General features: G+C 54.7%; 16 protein-coding genes and 2 pseudogenes. 5 read left to right on the forward strand and 13 right to left on the reverse strand.

Translation table 11 applies throughout. The annotated features are described in order from the left end of the window. Window positions 1-36 precede the first annotated feature (36 nt). The 5 genes from accD to pdxB form a co-directional block, all read right to left on the reverse strand. Window positions 37-951 (reverse strand): acetyl-CoA carboxylase, carboxyltransferase subunit beta, encoded by a 915-nt coding sequence (gene accD, locus ACLJQJ_RS16855; RefSeq protein WP_000118383.1) that lies wholly within the window; start codon window positions 949-951, stop codon window positions 37-39. 149 nt (window positions 952-1100) lie between these two features. Then, the gene (locus ACLJQJ_RS16860) at window positions 1101-1760 is read right to left on the reverse strand and encodes a DedA family protein (RefSeq protein WP_000364318.1); all 660 of its coding nucleotides are present in this window, start codon (window positions 1758-1760) and stop codon (window positions 1101-1103) included. A gap of 48 nt (window positions 1761-1808) precedes the next feature. Beyond that, complete coding sequence (gene truA, locus ACLJQJ_RS16865) at window positions 1809-2621, reverse strand: tRNA pseudouridine(38-40) synthase TruA (protein ID WP_000016631.1); 813 nt, start codon at window positions 2619-2621, stop codon at window positions 1809-1811. Next, window positions 2621-3634: an aspartate-semialdehyde dehydrogenase gene (locus ACLJQJ_RS16870; protein ID WP_001289141.1), complete on the reverse strand. Its 1014-nt coding sequence runs from the start codon at window positions 3632-3634 to the stop codon at window positions 2621-2623. Before ACLJQJ_RS16870 ends, truA begins: the two co-directional genes overlap by 1 nt. A 67-nt stretch (window positions 3635-3701) precedes the next feature. Further along, the gene (gene pdxB, locus ACLJQJ_RS16875; protein WP_000699176.1) at window positions 3702-4838 is read right to left on the reverse strand and encodes a 4-phosphoerythronate dehydrogenase PdxB; all 1137 of its coding nucleotides are present in this window, start codon (window positions 4836-4838) and stop codon (window positions 3702-3704) included. A gap of 103 nt (window positions 4839-4941) precedes the next feature. On the opposite strand from pdxB, the gene flk reads away from it, so the two are divergent. Continuing rightward, window positions 4942-5943 carry a flagella biosynthesis regulator Flk gene (gene flk, locus ACLJQJ_RS16880; RefSeq protein ID WP_000553397.1) on the forward strand — a complete coding sequence of 334 codons (1002 nt, stop codon included), beginning with the start codon at window positions 4942-4944 and terminating at the stop codon, window positions 5941-5943. On the opposite strand, the gene ACLJQJ_RS16885 is transcribed toward flk, so the two are convergent. Both ACLJQJ_RS16885 and ACLJQJ_RS16890 read right to left on the reverse strand, forming a co-directional pair. Beyond that, window positions 5940-7118: an MFS transporter gene (locus ACLJQJ_RS16885; RefSeq protein WP_000127731.1), complete on the reverse strand. Its 1179-nt coding sequence runs from the start codon at window positions 7116-7118 to the stop codon at window positions 5940-5942. The two genes, flk and ACLJQJ_RS16885, sit on opposite strands and share 4 nt — an antisense overlap. Window positions 7119-7297: 179 nt before the next feature. Continuing rightward, window positions 7298-7672: a hypothetical protein gene (locus tag ACLJQJ_RS16890; RefSeq protein WP_001051261.1), complete on the reverse strand. Its 375-nt coding sequence runs from the start codon at window positions 7670-7672 to the stop codon at window positions 7298-7300. A 172-nt stretch (window positions 7673-7844) separates the two neighbouring features. Between ACLJQJ_RS16890 and ACLJQJ_RS16895 the strand changes: the two are divergent. From ACLJQJ_RS16895 to ACLJQJ_RS16905, 3 genes and pseudogenes are all read left to right on the forward strand, one after another. Further along, window positions 7845-7976, forward strand: a pseudogene (locus ACLJQJ_RS16895) (helix-turn-helix domain-containing protein); the annotation flags it as partial. Continuing rightward, a pseudogene (locus ACLJQJ_RS16900) lies at window positions 7922-8239 on the forward strand (hypothetical protein); the annotation flags it as partial. The pseudogenes ACLJQJ_RS16895 and ACLJQJ_RS16900, both read left to right, overlap by 55 nt. Further along, the gene (locus ACLJQJ_RS16905; protein WP_023181631.1) at window positions 8239-8757 is read left to right on the forward strand and encodes a YbjP/YqhG family protein; all 519 of its coding nucleotides are present in this window, start codon (window positions 8239-8241) and stop codon (window positions 8755-8757) included. The pseudogene ACLJQJ_RS16900 and the gene ACLJQJ_RS16905, both read left to right, overlap by 1 nt. Before the next feature lie 66 nt (window positions 8758-8823). Here ACLJQJ_RS16905 and ACLJQJ_RS16910 read toward each other — a convergent pair whose 3' ends face one another. Both ACLJQJ_RS16910 and fabB read right to left on the reverse strand, forming a co-directional pair. Further along, window positions 8824-9480: a CPBP family intramembrane glutamic endopeptidase gene (locus tag ACLJQJ_RS16910; protein WP_023233534.1), complete on the reverse strand. Its 657-nt coding sequence runs from the start codon at window positions 9478-9480 to the stop codon at window positions 8824-8826. A gap of 97 nt (window positions 9481-9577) precedes the next feature. After that, window positions 9578-10792 carry a beta-ketoacyl-ACP synthase I gene (fabB, locus tag ACLJQJ_RS16915; protein ID WP_000817159.1) on the reverse strand — a complete coding sequence of 405 codons (1215 nt, stop codon included), beginning with the start codon at window positions 10790-10792 and terminating at the stop codon, window positions 9578-9580. Window positions 10793-10951: 159 nt separating this feature from the next. Between fabB and mnmC the strand changes: the two genes are divergently transcribed. Continuing rightward, window positions 10952-12952, forward strand: coding sequence for a bifunctional tRNA (5-methylaminomethyl-2-thiouridine)(34)-methyltransferase MnmD/FAD-dependent 5-carboxymethylaminomethyl-2-thiouridine(34) oxidoreductase MnmC (mnmC, locus tag ACLJQJ_RS16920; RefSeq protein WP_023261648.1), 2001 nt, complete (start codon window positions 10952-10954; stop codon window positions 12950-12952). 51 nt (window positions 12953-13003) lie between these two features. Here mnmC and ACLJQJ_RS16925 read toward each other — a convergent pair whose 3' ends face one another. From ACLJQJ_RS16925 to mepA, 4 genes are read right to left on the reverse strand one after another with little or no spacing between them, the layout of a single operon-like run. Next, a complete protein-coding gene (locus ACLJQJ_RS16925; RefSeq protein ID WP_000559749.1) occupies window positions 13004-13279 on the reverse strand; it encodes a YfcL family protein in 276 nt (91 codons plus the stop codon). Between the two features lie 32 nt (window positions 13280-13311). Next, window positions 13312-13860 carry an elongation factor P hydroxylase gene (locus ACLJQJ_RS16930; protein ID WP_001066345.1) on the reverse strand — a complete coding sequence of 183 codons (549 nt, stop codon included), beginning with the start codon at window positions 13858-13860 and terminating at the stop codon, window positions 13312-13314. Further along, window positions 13860-14669: a sulfite exporter TauE/SafE family protein gene (locus ACLJQJ_RS16935; protein WP_000368599.1), complete on the reverse strand. Its 810-nt coding sequence runs from the start codon at window positions 14667-14669 to the stop codon at window positions 13860-13862. Before ACLJQJ_RS16935 ends, ACLJQJ_RS16930 begins: the two co-directional genes overlap by 1 nt. Next, window positions 14669-15493, reverse strand: coding sequence for a penicillin-insensitive murein endopeptidase (gene mepA / locus ACLJQJ_RS16940; RefSeq protein ID WP_000750429.1), 825 nt, complete (start codon window positions 15491-15493; stop codon window positions 14669-14671). Before mepA ends, ACLJQJ_RS16935 begins: the two co-directional genes overlap by 1 nt. Between the last annotated feature and the right edge of the window lie 3 nt (window positions 15494-15496).

Raw genomic sequence — 15496 nt, forward strand, 5'->3', positions numbered from 1 at the left:
AAAGGGCAGAGCCTGCGGCCCTGCCCTTTTCAGTTATCAGGCCTCAGACTCCTGATCCGGCGCCGGAGGCACCACCACGCCTTCACGCGGGGCGTCCGGGTTCGGCGCGGGCAGATTCATCAGCTTCGCCAGAATGCTCGCCAGCTTCAGGCGCATTTCCGGGCGGCGGACTATCATATCAATAGCGCCTTTTTCGATCAGGAACTCACTGCGCTGGAATCCTGGCGGCAGTTTTTCGCGAACGGTCTGTTCGATAACGCGCGGGCCGGCGAAGCCAATCAGGGCTTTTGGCTCGGCGATGTTGAGATCGCCCAGCATCGCAAAACTGGCGGAAACGCCGCCCATTGTCGGATCGGTCAATACCGAGATGTAGGGCAGACCACGTTCCTGCATTTTAGCCAGCGCCGCCGAGGTTTTCGCCATCTGCATCAGCGACATCAGCGCTTCTTGCATACGCGCGCCGCCGGAAGCAGAGAAACACACTAACGGACAGTTGTCTTCCAGCGCCTGTTCAACGGCGCGAACGAAGCGTGCGCCAACGACAGACCCCATTGAGCCGCCCATGAACGCGAATTCAAACGCGGCGGCGACAACCGGCATACCGTGAAGCGTCCCTTTCATGACCACCAGCGCGTCTTTCTCGCCGGTTTCTTTCTGCGCGGACGCCAGTCTGTCTTTATATTTTTTGGAGTCGCGGAACTTGAGCACGTCTTTTGGCTCCAGCTCGCTACCCAACTCCACAAGGGAACCTTCATCTAACAGGCTATGCAGGCGATTGCGCGCCGACATGCGCATATGATGGTCACACTTAGGACAGACCTCAAGATTACGTTCCAGCTCAGCGCGGTATAAAACCTGACCGCAGCTATCACACTTGGTCCACACCCCTTCAGGAATGCTTGCCTTGCGGGTGGGAGTAATGTTGCTTTTAATTCGTTCAATCCAGCTCATTGGTGACCTTTCTGCCTGAACCTTAGTCAGCTTTATTATAAGGGGCGCATAATGCCATTTTTGCCCCCAACAGACCATGAATGTTGCACATTAAAACATAACAGCCCGAAACTTTGGATAAAAAAGTGGTCGAACCGCTGAGTTACTTTCTATTTTGCGGCACGCGACGCAGCGCGCTTATGCCGGACAATCTCAATGACGCCAGGTAATATCGAAACCACGATAATCCCCACAATCAGCAGCTTAAGGTTATCCTGAATCAACGGTATCGTACCGAAGAAATAACCGGCGTAGGTAAAGAGCAGTACCCACAGCAGCGCGCCGATGACGTTATAGGCTGCAAAATGCCGATAGGACATGTGCCCCATCCCTGCCACAAACGGCGCAAAGGTTCTGACGATCGGCACGAAGCGAGCGAGAATGATAGTTTTACCGCCGTGTTTTTCATAAAACTGGTGGGTTTTATCCAGGTAACTGCGGCGGAAAATTTTCGAATTCGGATTACTGAACAGTTTTTCGCCGAACAGTCGACCAATCGTGTAATTTACCGCATCGCCGACAATTGCGGCGATCAGCATTAACGCCACCATGACATGCACATTGAGATCGTTAGTTTCCAGCGAAGCCAGCGCCCCGGCGACAAACAGCAGCGAGTCGCCCGGCAGGAACGGCGTGACGACCAGGCCGGTTTCACAAAACAGAATCAAAAACAAAATAGCGTACACCCAGACGCCGTACTCCGCGACCAGCTCCGCCAGATGCACATCGATGTGCAGAATAAAATCAATAATAAAGTAGATCAGGTCCATATTTGTCTTTGCCTTTCTACCCGACACGTTTCGGGTGTGCGATTCGGATTAGTCCGCCAGAAATAGCGGGCCCATTGGTGGTTTTGGAAGGTCAAACCGGTCAGGGTAATCCACCGCAACCAAATATAGCCCCTCCGCCTTCGCCGTTGCCGCCGCCAGCGTTCTGTCCCTGGCCGCTAACAGCTCTGCGATCCAGCTCTCCGGCTGGTTGTGAGCGCCTACTTCCAGCAGGCTGCCGACAATATTCCTGACCATATGATGAACAAAGGCATTCGCTTTGATATCGACCACCACATAAGGGCCGTGGCGGGTAACGTTGATGTGCATCACATTACGCCACGGCGTGCGCGACTGGCACTGCACCGCGCGAAACGAGGTAAAATCATTTTCGCCAAGCAGACACTGCGCCGCGCGATGCATCCGCTCTGCATCCAGCGGCTCATAGTAATGCGTCACGCCTTTTGCTAATACCGCAGGACGCAGTCGATGATTGTAGATGATATAGCGATAACGGCGAGCCGTAGCGCTAAATCGCGCGTGAAAATCATCCGGTACAGTTTTCACCCAGCGCACGGCAATGTCACCAGGCAAATTCGCATTTACCCCCAGCGTCCATGCCGCATCTTTGCGCAATGCGGTCGTTTCGAAATGGACAACCTGCCCGGTGCCGTGAACGCCGGCATCGGTGCGCCCGGCGCAGAACACGTTAATAGGTTCATTTGCCACCTGCGAGAGCGCTTTTTCCAGCTTTTCCTGCACGCTGCGCACTTCATTCTGACGCTGCCAGCCATAATACTTGCTGCCGTCGTACTCAATACCCAGCGCAATTTTATAGACCGGCGATGATTGCTGTCCGGACATCAGTACAGATACTCCTGCACCAGCTTCTCCGCAATTTTAACGGCCATCAGCGCGCCGCCGAAACGCACGTTGTCCGCCACTGACCAGAACTGAATTTGTTCCGGCATACCGTAATCATTATGCACACAGCCAATAGAAAGCTGTGGATTGCCGGAAGCGTCGCCCACCTGCGTCGGGTAATCCGTCTCTTCTGATAGTACGATATCTTCACCGCGGGAAAACGCCTCGCGCGCCTCTTCCGCCGCCAGCGGACGGAGCGCTTCAAAGCTCACCATCTGCGCATGGCCATAGAACACCGGCGACTGCACGACACTGGCGGAGATCATCACGCCATCGTCCTGCAAAATTTTACGCACTTCATCGACGATACGACGTTCCTGGCGCACGCTGCCTTCACGATCCGGCAGCAGCGGCAGCATATTGAACGCCAACTGGCGGCCAAAGAAATCATCTTCATCAATCGGTATGCCGTTAAGCAGCTTCGCACTCTGTCCGGCCAGCGCATCGACCGCTTTTTTCCCCTGTGCGGACGCTGATAACATACTGGTGACGGCGATGCGCGACAGTCCCCCCTGATCGATTAACGGCTTGAGCGCCGCCAGCAGTTGACTGGTCAGACTATCGGCGACCGCAATCACGTTACGGTTGCGGTAATCCGCCAGTACATACGGGTTAACTTCCGGCACGACCAGCGGCACATCAGGCTCCAGCGCGAACAGACCGCTGGAATCTATCACCAGGCAACCTGCATTGGTCGCGTCGTCTATCCAGGCAGCCGATGCCTCTGCGCCGGCAACGAAAAACGCCAACTGCGCCTGCGTCCAGTCAAAGTCCGCCGCATCCTGGACAATGACCGACTTGCCACCAAAACGGAGGTGCTCGCCCGCGCTTTCATGACGCGCCAACGCATAAATTTCACCGACCGGGAACTGGCGTTCAGCCAGTGTTTCAAGCAGGGCTTCGCCTACGGCGCCCGTTGCGCCCAGAATGGCAATGTTCCAGCCTTCAGACATGGTGATTTACTCCAGAAATACATAAGCGTCCCTGTCGCATTATTCGACAGGGAGCATTAAGAAGACATTAATGTGCCGGGTGATGAACAGCGTTAAAACCTAGCTTACACAGCAAGGCGGCTGCCGTTTCGTCGTCACACATCACGTATAAAGACGACCATTCACGGCGCTCAAGATAATTTTTACGCAATTTATCAAATTCACCCGGAATTCCAGCGACTTTACGCAGCGGCGCATCGTCGCGGCGCACATCATACACCAAATGCGCCAGTCTTTTCAGCGTCGGTTGATCCAGCGGGCCATGAAGCGTAATACGACCAAACTCAGGCGCAGGCAGTAATGTCTCCAGCGCGACATGCTGCTCGCGGCCGATAAACGCGCTATACGCCTCAAAGACCTGGGTGGTGCCGCGCGCTTTGCCTTCCAGCGTATAGCCGGCAATATGCGACGTGCCGATATCCACGGCTTCCAGTAGCGCGACGTTAAGATCCGGTTCGCCCTCCCACACATCAAGCACCACGCTCAGCGGCTGCCCGGCATTAAGTCGCGCCAGCAACGCGGCGTTATCCACCACCGGACCGCGGCAGGCGTTAATGAGAATGGCGCCGGGTTTCAGTCGACGGATCAGCGTCTCATCGGCCAGATGCAGCGTTTTGTACGGTCCGTCTTTATAGAGCGGCGTATGGAAAGTCAGGACATCCGCTTCCTGCACCAGCTCATCCAGCGTACGAAAATCACCCTCGTCCCCGCGTGCGGCGCGTGGCGGATCGCACAGCAACGTGCGGATACCCAACGCTTCAAGCCTGGTCTGTAGCCGGCTTCCGACGTTACCCACGCCGACAATCCCTATAGTGCGATCGCGTAACGAAAAGCCGTCACGTTCGGCCAGCATCAACAGCGCGGAAAACACATACTCCACCACGGCGATAGCATTACAGCCGGGCGCGGCTGAAAAACCGATGCCCGCCTGCTTCAGCCATGCCTCATCCACATGATCGGTGCCTGCCGTAGCAGTACCAACGAAGTTAATCGGCGTGCCGCTCAGCAGCGATTCATTCACTTTCGTGACCGAACGCACCATTAACGCATCGGCATGGTTCAATTCTTCAACGGGGATCGGGCGACCCGGCACTGCCTTTACCTCACCCAGGCGGCTAAATAATTCGCGGGCGTAAGGCATATTTTCATCAACGAGAATTTTCACGACTGTCGTACCTGTTTGAGAACGAGAGTTAACCGGACAAGTGTGCCATAATCTGGCCGCCAGGCATATATTGCTCAGATTTATGGTTAAAGGATAATTAATTATGCATCCCATCTCCGGCGCCCCTGCACAGCCTCCAGGCGAAGGGCGTAATCCTCTTTCCGCTGCGAGCGAGCAGCCGCTTTCCATGCAACAGCGTACGGTACTGGAAAGGCTGATCACGCGCCTGATTTCACTGACCCAGCAGCAAAGCGCGGAAGTATGGGCCGGAATGAAACACGATCTGGGGATAAAAAATGACGCGCCGCTACTGTCGCGCCACTTCCCCGCCGCTGAACAGAATCTTACCCAGCGTCTGGGCGTAGCGCAGCAAAATCACGCCAATCGTCAGGTGCTTTCACAGCTAACAGAGCTGCTTGGCGTCGGGAATAATCGTCAGGCCGTCAGCGATTTTATCCGTCAGCAATACGGTCAAACCGCGCTTAGCCAGCTTACGCCCGATCAACTCAAAAACGTGCTGACGCTCCTGCAACAGGGGCAGCTTTCCATTCCGCAGCCGCAGCAACGTCCGGCAACGGATCGGCCATTATTGCCTGCTGAACATAATACGTTGAATCAGTTGGTGACGAAGCTGGCAGCCGCGACCGGCGAGTCAAACAAACTTATCTGGCAATCAATGCTGGAACTCTCCGGCGTGAAAAGCGGCGAGCTCATTCCGGCAAAACAGTTTACTCATCTGGCGACATGGCTACAGGCGCGGCAGACGCTGTCACTACAACACGCGCCTACGCTACATACGCTGCAGGCTGCGTTAAAACAACCGCTTGAGCCAGACGAGCTCACAGCGATCAAAGAGTATGCCCAACACACTTATCAAATTCAGCCGCAAACGGTGCTGACCACCGCACAGGTACAGGATTTACTTAACCATATTTTCCTGCGTCGCGTAGAGCGAGAGACTGATGAGCTGGAACCGCTCTCTATTCAACCCATCTACCGCCCGTTTGCGCCGATGATTGAAACCGTGAAAAATCTGTCTGCGCGACCAGGCCTGTTGTTTATCGCGCTAATAATTGTACTGGCGCTTTTCTGGCTGGTTTCTTAACCACGCCGGAACGATAATATCGTCACCAGGATGCCAACCACCGCGGAGATCGCTCCCGCAAGGAATACGGAAGGATAGCCGCATGACGTGGCCAGCATGCCCGCCAGCGGGCCGGTAACGCCGTAGGAGATATCCTGAAACGCGGCGTAGCCGCCGAGCGCCGTACCGCGTACCTGTGCAGGTACGCGTTTCACAACCTCCACGCCCAGCGCCGGGAAAATCAGTGAACACCCTGCCCCGGTGAGCGCCGCGCCTACCAGCGCTATCCAGGCCGTCGGCGCCAGCCACAAGAGCAGCAGCCCTGCCGTCTCAACCAGCAATGAGACAACGGCGACCTTCACGCCGCCAAAGCGGTCCGGCATCCAACCGAACAACATGCGCATCAGTACAAACGCACCGCCAAACGCGGTCAGGGTGAATCCCGCCATCGTCCAGCCATTGCTGACAAAATAAAGTGAAATAAACGTACCGATGACGGCAAAGCCCACGCCCTGCAATGCCAGGCCCAGGCCCGGTTTCCAGATAAGCCCGACCACGCTCCACAGTGAAGGTCGCTCCCCCGTATACGCAGGCACTTTACGCACGGTGCCGTTGAATGCCCAGGCCAGCAGCGGTAAAACCATCGTCGTCCCCGCCAGCGCCGCGAAGCCAAAGTGGCTATGGATCAGCAAGCCCAACGGCGCACCGGCCGCCAGCGCGCCGTAAATCGCCATTCCGTTCCACGACATCACCTTACCGGAACGCGTTGGGCCAACCAGCCCCAGTCCCCAGGTCAGGGTTCCGGTCAGCAGTTGGCTTTCGCCAAATCCGAGGATCAAACGCCCGACAATAAGCAGCGCGAATTTTACCGGCGCGGAAACCGGCAACAGCGCGGCCAGGAGCCAGGCGGCGCCCGCCAGCCCGCAGGCAAACATCCCCTGTAACGCCGATCGTTTAGCGCCATATTGATCCGCCAGCCGTCCGGCATAGCCGCGCGTCAGTACCGTCGCAAAAAACTGAATGCCCACGGCGATCCCAACCATCGTATTGCTATAGCCCAGTTCGTGATGGACAAAAAGCGGGATGACGGGTAACGGCAGGCCGACCGTCATATAGGTCAGGAAAACCGCAAAGGCGATGCGGAACAGCGAAAAATTCGCAGACGGGGTCGTTGTTTTTTGGCTAACTGCTGTCATGCATTACTCCAGAATGCAGAGTAAGGCGGGGGAATGCCACGCCCCCCTCTACCTGAACGTCAGGATTAAGGTGCGTTGGATAACGTTAAACGCTTACGCATTATCGGAAGGATAATGTAGAAAGTGAAGTCTGCCTGTGAGACGCGAAACTTGTCAACCTTGAAATTGCAGCCAGGGTATCAACGTGGCGGCGTGTCATCAAACAGAAAGGGAAAGACCGCTTTCATCCCTCTCACCTTAAACCGTCCGGTCACCTGCTTGCGCTGTTCTGGCGTCAGTAACCTGAACATCATCTCCCAGATATCTTCAGGCTCCGCTTCCTGTAAGGAAATGGGTTCTGGCGTCGGTTCCTCTCCGCTGTCGTCCAGATAACGATGAACATAGAGAGGGAAAACAGATATATGAAACTCCTCGGCCTTTGATTTAACACGCTTACGCCTGACCCCCGCTTTCCCTTCACTGTACTTATATAAACGTTCGCGAACCGCAGGCTCGCTTCCCGGAAACCCCGGTAAGCCAAGACATTCCTTAACCGTGAACCATTCCTTTGCCATCGGTTTCTTTCCTTTCCCCTGATGAAATAAAAATATTTCTTCTTTTTCGCGAAATTTTGCTTTCTTTCTGGCACTATTCTCAGAGTGAAAAAGAAAGTAACTTTCTTTTTCTCGCGCTAATTTTTACCTTAAAAATATCGGTGCCGATAACACATCTTCTTAGGATTACAGAATGGAACCAAAAAGCCAGGACTGGCATCGTGCAGATATTAAAAGTGCACTTGAAAAAAGAGGTATTACGCACAGAGATCTTTCTCGTCAGGCCGGTGTGCGGAATTTACCCGAAAGGCAATTCAGGCGGGCGGTATCACGCTGGGGCATACATATCATGCGAAAGATTATGGCCCAATGTTAAGAAGCGCCGGATTCACCGCTATTGGTACCTATGAAATGCCGCGCGAGGGTGACGTCATTATTATTCAACCTTACGCTGGCGGAAACCCGAGCGGTCACATGGCGATATACGATGGTGCAGAGTGGTATTCAGATTTTAAACAACGCGATATGTGGGCCGGCCCGGGCTACCGGGCAGCCAGGCCCTCATATACCATCTACAGGAAGAATTAATGAAAACGTTCTCCCTTGTCGCGCTTATCCTGTTGCTTTGTAGTTGCTCTGCGCCTCATCACGACAGTACGCAGGCCGTGAAGCAGTTCTATACCTCATGGATGACGACGTTCACGAACGATGTGAATACCCCTGACGACACCACCGCCTTAATGCAACGTTACGTTGCTAAAGAGGTTATTCATCGCCTGGCGCTAATACAGTCCCTTTATGAACAGGAGATTGTGGGGGCAGATTATTTTATGTATGCGCAGGACTATGCGCCAGAGTGGATTCCACAGTTACGGGTTGGGAAGGCACACCCTTTCCTCGGCGGAGAAAAAGTGGATGTTCTGTTGGCTACAGAGTCAACGCCCATCCACCTGGAGGTTTATACCCGTTGGGAAGAGGGACGCTGGAAAATTTACCGCGTTCGGGATGCTGATAAGGATTATGAACAGCCGATTTATGACGCAGGCGCCATCACCCAGGCTGAGGCCTGGTCAGCAAAAGTCGCGCCGGAATATAAGAAGCATTAAAAAAGGGAATCGCCATCGGTCTCTTGTTCGTACCGGAGAGGTTAAAGCGCCTATTTCATCAGGCTCTTATTCCGTCGCTGAAAACAGTAAGCCGAAAACAACCCAGGCATTATTTAAAATATGAAGTGTTATCGGTATCATTAGCCCACGGCTTCTCATTCGAACAACGCATAATATCGATGAAAAAACAAACAGATAAACAAAAGTCACCGCAAAGAGATATTGTGTATGCATAAATGCAAAAGCGAGTGAAGTAATAATAATACCGGAAGCTCTTGAGTACCGCCCCCAACCGATACTGCTGTTTAATAAAAACCCTCTGAATATAATTTCCTCCGCCACAGGAGCCAGAAAGCACATCGCCAGCGTGTTAAGAAATTTATGAAGAAAAAATTGCCTTGATAACTCGGCCATCCAGGGTTCCGGGCCACTAAAAGCATTGTAGAGAACGGTAAGGCACACCAGGGCCAGCGCCGGAAAAAAACATTCCACAAATGATAAGCGGCCCAATGATAAAAACGGATAATACTTTGAATAAATACTCCAGGCGGCAATCGCATAGACAAAAACAATACTATATATAAAAGGCGCAGCCAGACCTCCCAAATAAAGCCAGGCATAGGAAGGCGAAAATGAGGCAAAAACAAAAATGCCAAGCAAACCAAATAAAACAGCCACACAACTCAAACTATGCCTAATTTTATCTAATGTATTAGTTGGCATTTATAGAATATCCATATATTTTGTTGTTCCCTGAATGAAAAAACAGGTCGCATTAGCGACCTGTTTCATTATTGATACTACAACGTAATAGTCAGGCTTACAACTTACGCATCACCAGCGTGGCGTTGGTGCCGCCAAAACCGAAGCTGTTAGACATTACGGTAGTCAGTTCACGCTCGGTCGTTTCGGTCACGATGTCCAGACCCGCAGCCTGCTCATCCAGCTCTTCGATGTTGATACTCGGCGCGATAAAACCGTGCTCCAGCATCAGCAGAGAGTAGATAGCTTCCTGCACGCCTGCGGCACCCAGCGAGTGGCCGGTCATCGCTTTGGTTGCAGAAATTGCCGGGCTGTTATCGCCAAACACTTCACGGATTGCACCGAGTTCTTTCACGTCGCCTACCGGAGTAGAGGTACCGTGAGAGTTCAGGTAGTCGATCGGCGTGTCTACGCCGTGCATCGCCATCTGCATGCAACGTACTGCGCCTTCACCAGACGGAGCAACCATGTCTGCGCCATCGGATGTTGCGCCGTAACCGACGATTTCCGCATAGATATGCGCGCCGCGCGCCAGAGCGTGTTCCAGCTCTTCGACAACAACCATACCGCCACCGCCCGCGATGACAAACCCATCACGGTGCGCATCATAGGTACGGGACGCTTTTTCAGGCGTATCGTTATATTTGGTGGACAGTGCGCCCATCGCATCGAACTCACAGGCCATTTCCCAGCACAGCTCTTCGCCGCCGCCAGCAAAAACGATGTCCTGTTTGCCCAGTTGGATCTGTTCAACCGCATTGCCGATACAGTGTGCGGAGGTCGCGCAAGCGGAGCTAATGGAGTAGTTCACGCCATAAATTTTAAACGGCGTAGCGAGGCAGGCGGAAACGCCGGATGCCATTGCTTTCGTCACCACATACGGGCCCACGGCTTTCAGACCACGCGGGCTACGCATGGCGTCTGCGCCAAAGACCTGGAATTTCGGGGAGCCGCCGCCGGAACCTGCAATCAGGCCGACACGCGGGTTATTCTGATAGACTTCCGGCGCCAGACCGGCGTCGGCCACTGCCTGCTCCATAGACAGATAAGCATAGATGGAGGCGTCGCTCATAAAGCGCACGACTTTGCGGTCAATGAGGCCAGTGGTATCCAGTTTTACGTTGCCCCATACCTGGCTACGCATGCCGGCGTCCTTCAGCTCCTGAGAGAAAGTGATCCCTGAACGTCCTTCACGCAGAGATGCCAGGACTTCCTGCTGGTTATTACCGATGCTGGAAACGATGCCCAGGCCAGTAATCACTGCACGTTTCATTCAATACCTCTGTAATTCGCACTATTTTTAAGTTTCGATTGGCACAATAGCGTACACTTGTACGCCGAACAAGTCCGATCAGCCATTTAGTACGGAAATTTGCGCCGTCAGGCACACATCGTTAAGATCGCGATACCGCCCGTCAGACGAGTAACTTACGTGAAACAATACGCCATACAACCCGCCACACTCGAATTTAACGCTGAGGGTACACCTGTTTCCCGAGATTTTGATGATGTCTATTTTTCTAATGACAATGGACTCGAAGAGACACGCTACGTTTTTCTTGGCGGCAATCGTCTTGCGGAGCGATTTCCCGTACATTCACATCCATTATTTATAGTCGCGGAAAGCGGTTTTGGCACCGGACTTAACTTCCTGACGCTGTGGCAGGCGTTTGACAGCTTTCGTTCTGCGCACCCACAGGCGACGCTGCAAAGGTTACATTTCATCAGTTTTGAGAAATTCCCGTTAACGCGCGACGATCTGGCGCTGGCGCACCAACACTGGCCGGAGCTCGCGCCCTGGGCAGAGCAGCTGCAGGCGCAATGGCCGCTGCCGCTCCCGGGGTGCCACCGCCTATTGCTGGATCGGGGTCGGGTGACGCTGGATTTGTGGTTTGGCGATATTAATGAGCTGACCGACCAACTGGACGCCACGCTGAATCAAACAGTCGACGCCTGGTTCCTCGACGGTTTTGCCCCGGCGAAAAATCCGGATATGTGGACGCCAAACCTGTTTAACGCGATGGCGCGGCTGGCGCGGCCCGGCGCAACGCTGGCGACGTTTACCTCGGCGGGCTTCGTTCGTCGGGGATTACAGGAAGCCGGTTTTACCATGCAAAAACGCAAAGGCTTCGGACGTAAACGCGAGATGCTTTGCGGAGTGATGGAACAACACCTCATGCCGACCCTTTCCGCGCCCTGGTTTTACCGCAGCGGAAGCGAAAAACGTGAAACGGCGATCATTGGCGGCGGCATCGCCAGCGCGCTGTTATCACTGGCGTTACTGCGTCGCGGCTGGCAGGTGACCCTCTATTGCGCGGACGACCAGCCCGCCCAGGGCGCCTCCGGTAATCGACAGGGCGCGCTTTATCCGCTCCTTAGCAAACATGACGCCGCCATTAATCGCTTTTTCCCGACCGCATTCACCTTTGCCCGTCGCCTGTATGATGCCCTGCCCGTCTCTTTTGATCATGACTGGTGCGGCGTGACGCAGCTCGGATGGGATGAGAAAAGCCAGCAGAAAATTGCCCAGATGCTGTCCCTGGCGCTGCCCGCCGGACTGGCCTCGGCGCTCAATGCTGAAGAGGCGGAACAGGCGGTTGGCGTGACGACACGCTGCGGAGGAATTACCTATCCGGCAGGCGGCTGGCTGTGCCCGGAACAATTAACTCGCGCAGTCATCGCACTGGCGACCGAACAGGGTTTACAAACGCGCTTTCGCCATACGCTCACGTCGCTCGTTGCGCAGGAGTCGCGCTGGCAACTGCGCTTTACGTCAGGTGAAACCGCCAGCCATGAGACCGTCGTTCTGGCGAACGGCCATCAGATTAACCGTTTTGATCAGACCCGGCCGCTGCCGGTGTATGCCGTCGGGGGGCAGGTCAGTCATATTCCCACCACCTCCGCCCTCTCGGCGTTGCGTCAGGTGTTATGCTACGACGGCTATCTGACGCCGCAAAATCCGCATAATCAGCAGCACTGTATTGGCGCCAGCTATCACCGGGGCGATGAAAGCACCGTCTGGCGCGAAGAAGATCAGCGTCAGAACCGACAGCGTCTGCTTGACTGTTTTCCGGATGCGAAATGGGCCACAGAGGTTGACGTTAGCGGCAACAGCGCCCGTTGCGGCGTGCGTTGCGCCACCCGCGACCATCTGCCGATGGTGGGCAATGTCCCGGATTACCACGCCACGCTGACGCATTACGCCGATTTAGCCGATAACAAAACGTCGGCGGCGCCTGCGCCTGTGTATCCGGGTTTATTTATGCTCGGCGCGCTGGGATCGCGCGGTTTGTGCTCAGCGCCATTATGCGCAGAAATTCTGGCGGCGCAGATGAGTAACGAGCCGATTCCACTGGATGCCGGTACGCTGGCGGCGTTAAATCCAAATCGGTTATGGGTGAGAAAGTTATTGAAGGGAAAAGCGGTGAAGTAATGGGTCAGTCAATAGCGGAAGGCGGCAAGCGTCGCCTTCCGGCCCACGGCGTTATTGTTTTGCCTTGTCGAACAAATTGTCCCACATCGCTTTGACTAACGCCTGATCGCGCGGCGACAGTTCGCCGGCGCCGATCGCTTTTTCCAGACTTTGGCTAACGTTGGCATAGACCGCCTCGACGGAGTGGTCATCACCGCTCTCCAGCTCGGCAATGGCTAACGTCAGGTGGCCACGCAGGTATCCACTGGCAAAAAGCTCATCGTCGCTGGCGTGCTCTACCATATCGTCAATTAATGCCAGAATGCGTGATTCAAACTCCGCGATCATCTTCTTTCCTCATTGTAAACGTGGCGCTGGCTTTAATTAAGCGCTTCCGGCCACGGGAACTGTTCCGCCTTAAGTTCGGGCGTGTGATAGTAATTCTGTAGCGCTTTGATGAAGCGGGCCGGACGTTCAGGAATGCCCTGCTCCAGATACGCCATTACCTGCGCATGAACCCGGCGCTGAAACGCCACGCGATCCGGCTCAATATCGCCTTCCAGATTGTCGCAACTGACGTTAAAGGGATACCCCGCCGCCACGCAAAACAACCAGTCGAAAGCCTGTGGCTTCACCTCCACGTCTTCGAATTGACTTTGGGTCTGCGCGTCGCGTCCGTCCGGGCAGTACCAGTAACCAAAGTCAACCAGTTCGCGGCGCGCCTTACCGGCGATACACCAGTGAGAAATCTCATGCAGCGCGCTGGCGTAAAACCCATGCGCAAAGACGATGCGGTGGTACGGTACCTGCGCGTCAGCAGGAAGATAGATCGGTTCGTCGTCGCCTTTAATCAGACGGGTATTAAATTCTTCGGCAAAGCAGCCGTTAAAAATCTCAATTAACTGTTCGTAATGGTGCGTATTGTTCATTAATTCATCCCCAACCAGTGGAGGATCTCCTGTCCGTGGCTATCATAAAGTAACCTGGCGCTCATTACCGCCGAGACAATAACGATCATCGGTCTGATAAGTTTTTGGCCTTTGCTCAACACCAGACGCGACCCCATTCGCGCCCCTAAAAACTGACCAACCAGCATCACGAAGCCCGTCGCCCAGATCACTTTGCCGCCGATGATAAATAACAGCAGGCCGCCAACGTTGGAGGTAGCGTTAAGCACTTTGGCATGTGCCGTGGATTTCGCCAGGTTATAGCCACATAAGGTGACAAACGCCAGAGCGTAAAACGACCCGGCGGCAGGCCCGAAAAAGCCGTCGTAAAACCCGACGCATCCCCCGGCTATCAGCGCGAACGGTAATCCATACAGGCGGCGCTGGCGATCTTCCTCGCCCAGCTTCGGCATCAATAAAAAATAGAGGCCGATGAAAATCACCAGGATAGGCAAGATCTGGCGCAAAATATCCGCCTGCACGTGCTGCACCAGCAGCGCGCCGCTCATCGAGCCAATGAACGTCATCAGAATATTGAGCTTTTGCTCGGCCAGGTTTACCACTTTACGGCGAATAAAATAGAGCGAAGACGAGAGGGAGCCGCCGCACGCCTGTAATTTATTGGTCGCCAGCGCGTTTGCCGGCGACATCCCGGCGGCCATCAGCGCAGGGATAGTGAGCAGCCCTCCGCCCCCGGCGATAGAATCGATAAATCCTGCCAGTACGGCGACAAAAAACAGCACCACCAGCAGCAGCGGGGAGACCATAAACAGATCATAAAAATTGTCCATCAGAGTACATGCTCATCCAGTAGCGCCTGGCAGGAAGGCGGCAGCGGCGGCGGTGTCTTCTTCTCAGGCTTTGTGGTGCCAGGTTTTGGCGGTTCGAACCAGCTTTGCAGTTCAGCGCCGCATCCATCGCCCGGCGGGGGTAAAGGTTGATCTTCGCACTCCAGGCTGTCGGCAGGGCAGCGTAAACGCACGTGCATATGCGCGCGATGCTGGAACCAGGGGCGTACTTTACGTAGCCAGTCACGATCGCTTCCGGCATCGAGGCAAAGCTGTTGTTTAATAGCCGGATTGACGAAAATACGGGTGACGTCATTGTCTTGTGCCGCCAGTTTGATCAGACTGGCGATATCCGACGACCAGCGCGACGGCACGACATGTTTACCGTCGCGGGACACCAGATCTAACGCCTGCGGGCGCAATAGCTGCGCCTGGCTCCAGCGCGTTTTCGGCAACTGCAAGAAAATATCCACATCAAGCCCGGTCTGATGACTGGCGTGTCCGCCATTAAAGCGGCCTCCGGCAGGCATCCCCATGTCGCCTATCAGGACGGTTCCGAGCCCCCGTTGCTGCGCCTGATGACTCAACCGCTGGATAAACATAACCAGATCCGGGTGGCCGAAATAACGACGCTGATCGGTGCGCATCACCTGATAATTATCGGACTGTACCGGCAACGTGTCGGCGCCAATGATGCATCCGTTGGCAAAGCTACCGATAGACTGGGCGGCGCCGGGGACAGGATGGGTTATTTTCTGCCACGGCGTCGCCGCCAGGCTGGCGCTACTGACAAACCATGCCAGCAGCGCAATCGCGGTTTTTTTCATTTC

Origin of the sequence: Salmonella sp. SAL04202 (assembly GCF_046550775.1) — a bacterium.
Classification (GTDB): domain Bacteria; phylum Pseudomonadota; class Gammaproteobacteria; order Enterobacterales; family Enterobacteriaceae; genus Salmonella; species Salmonella enterica.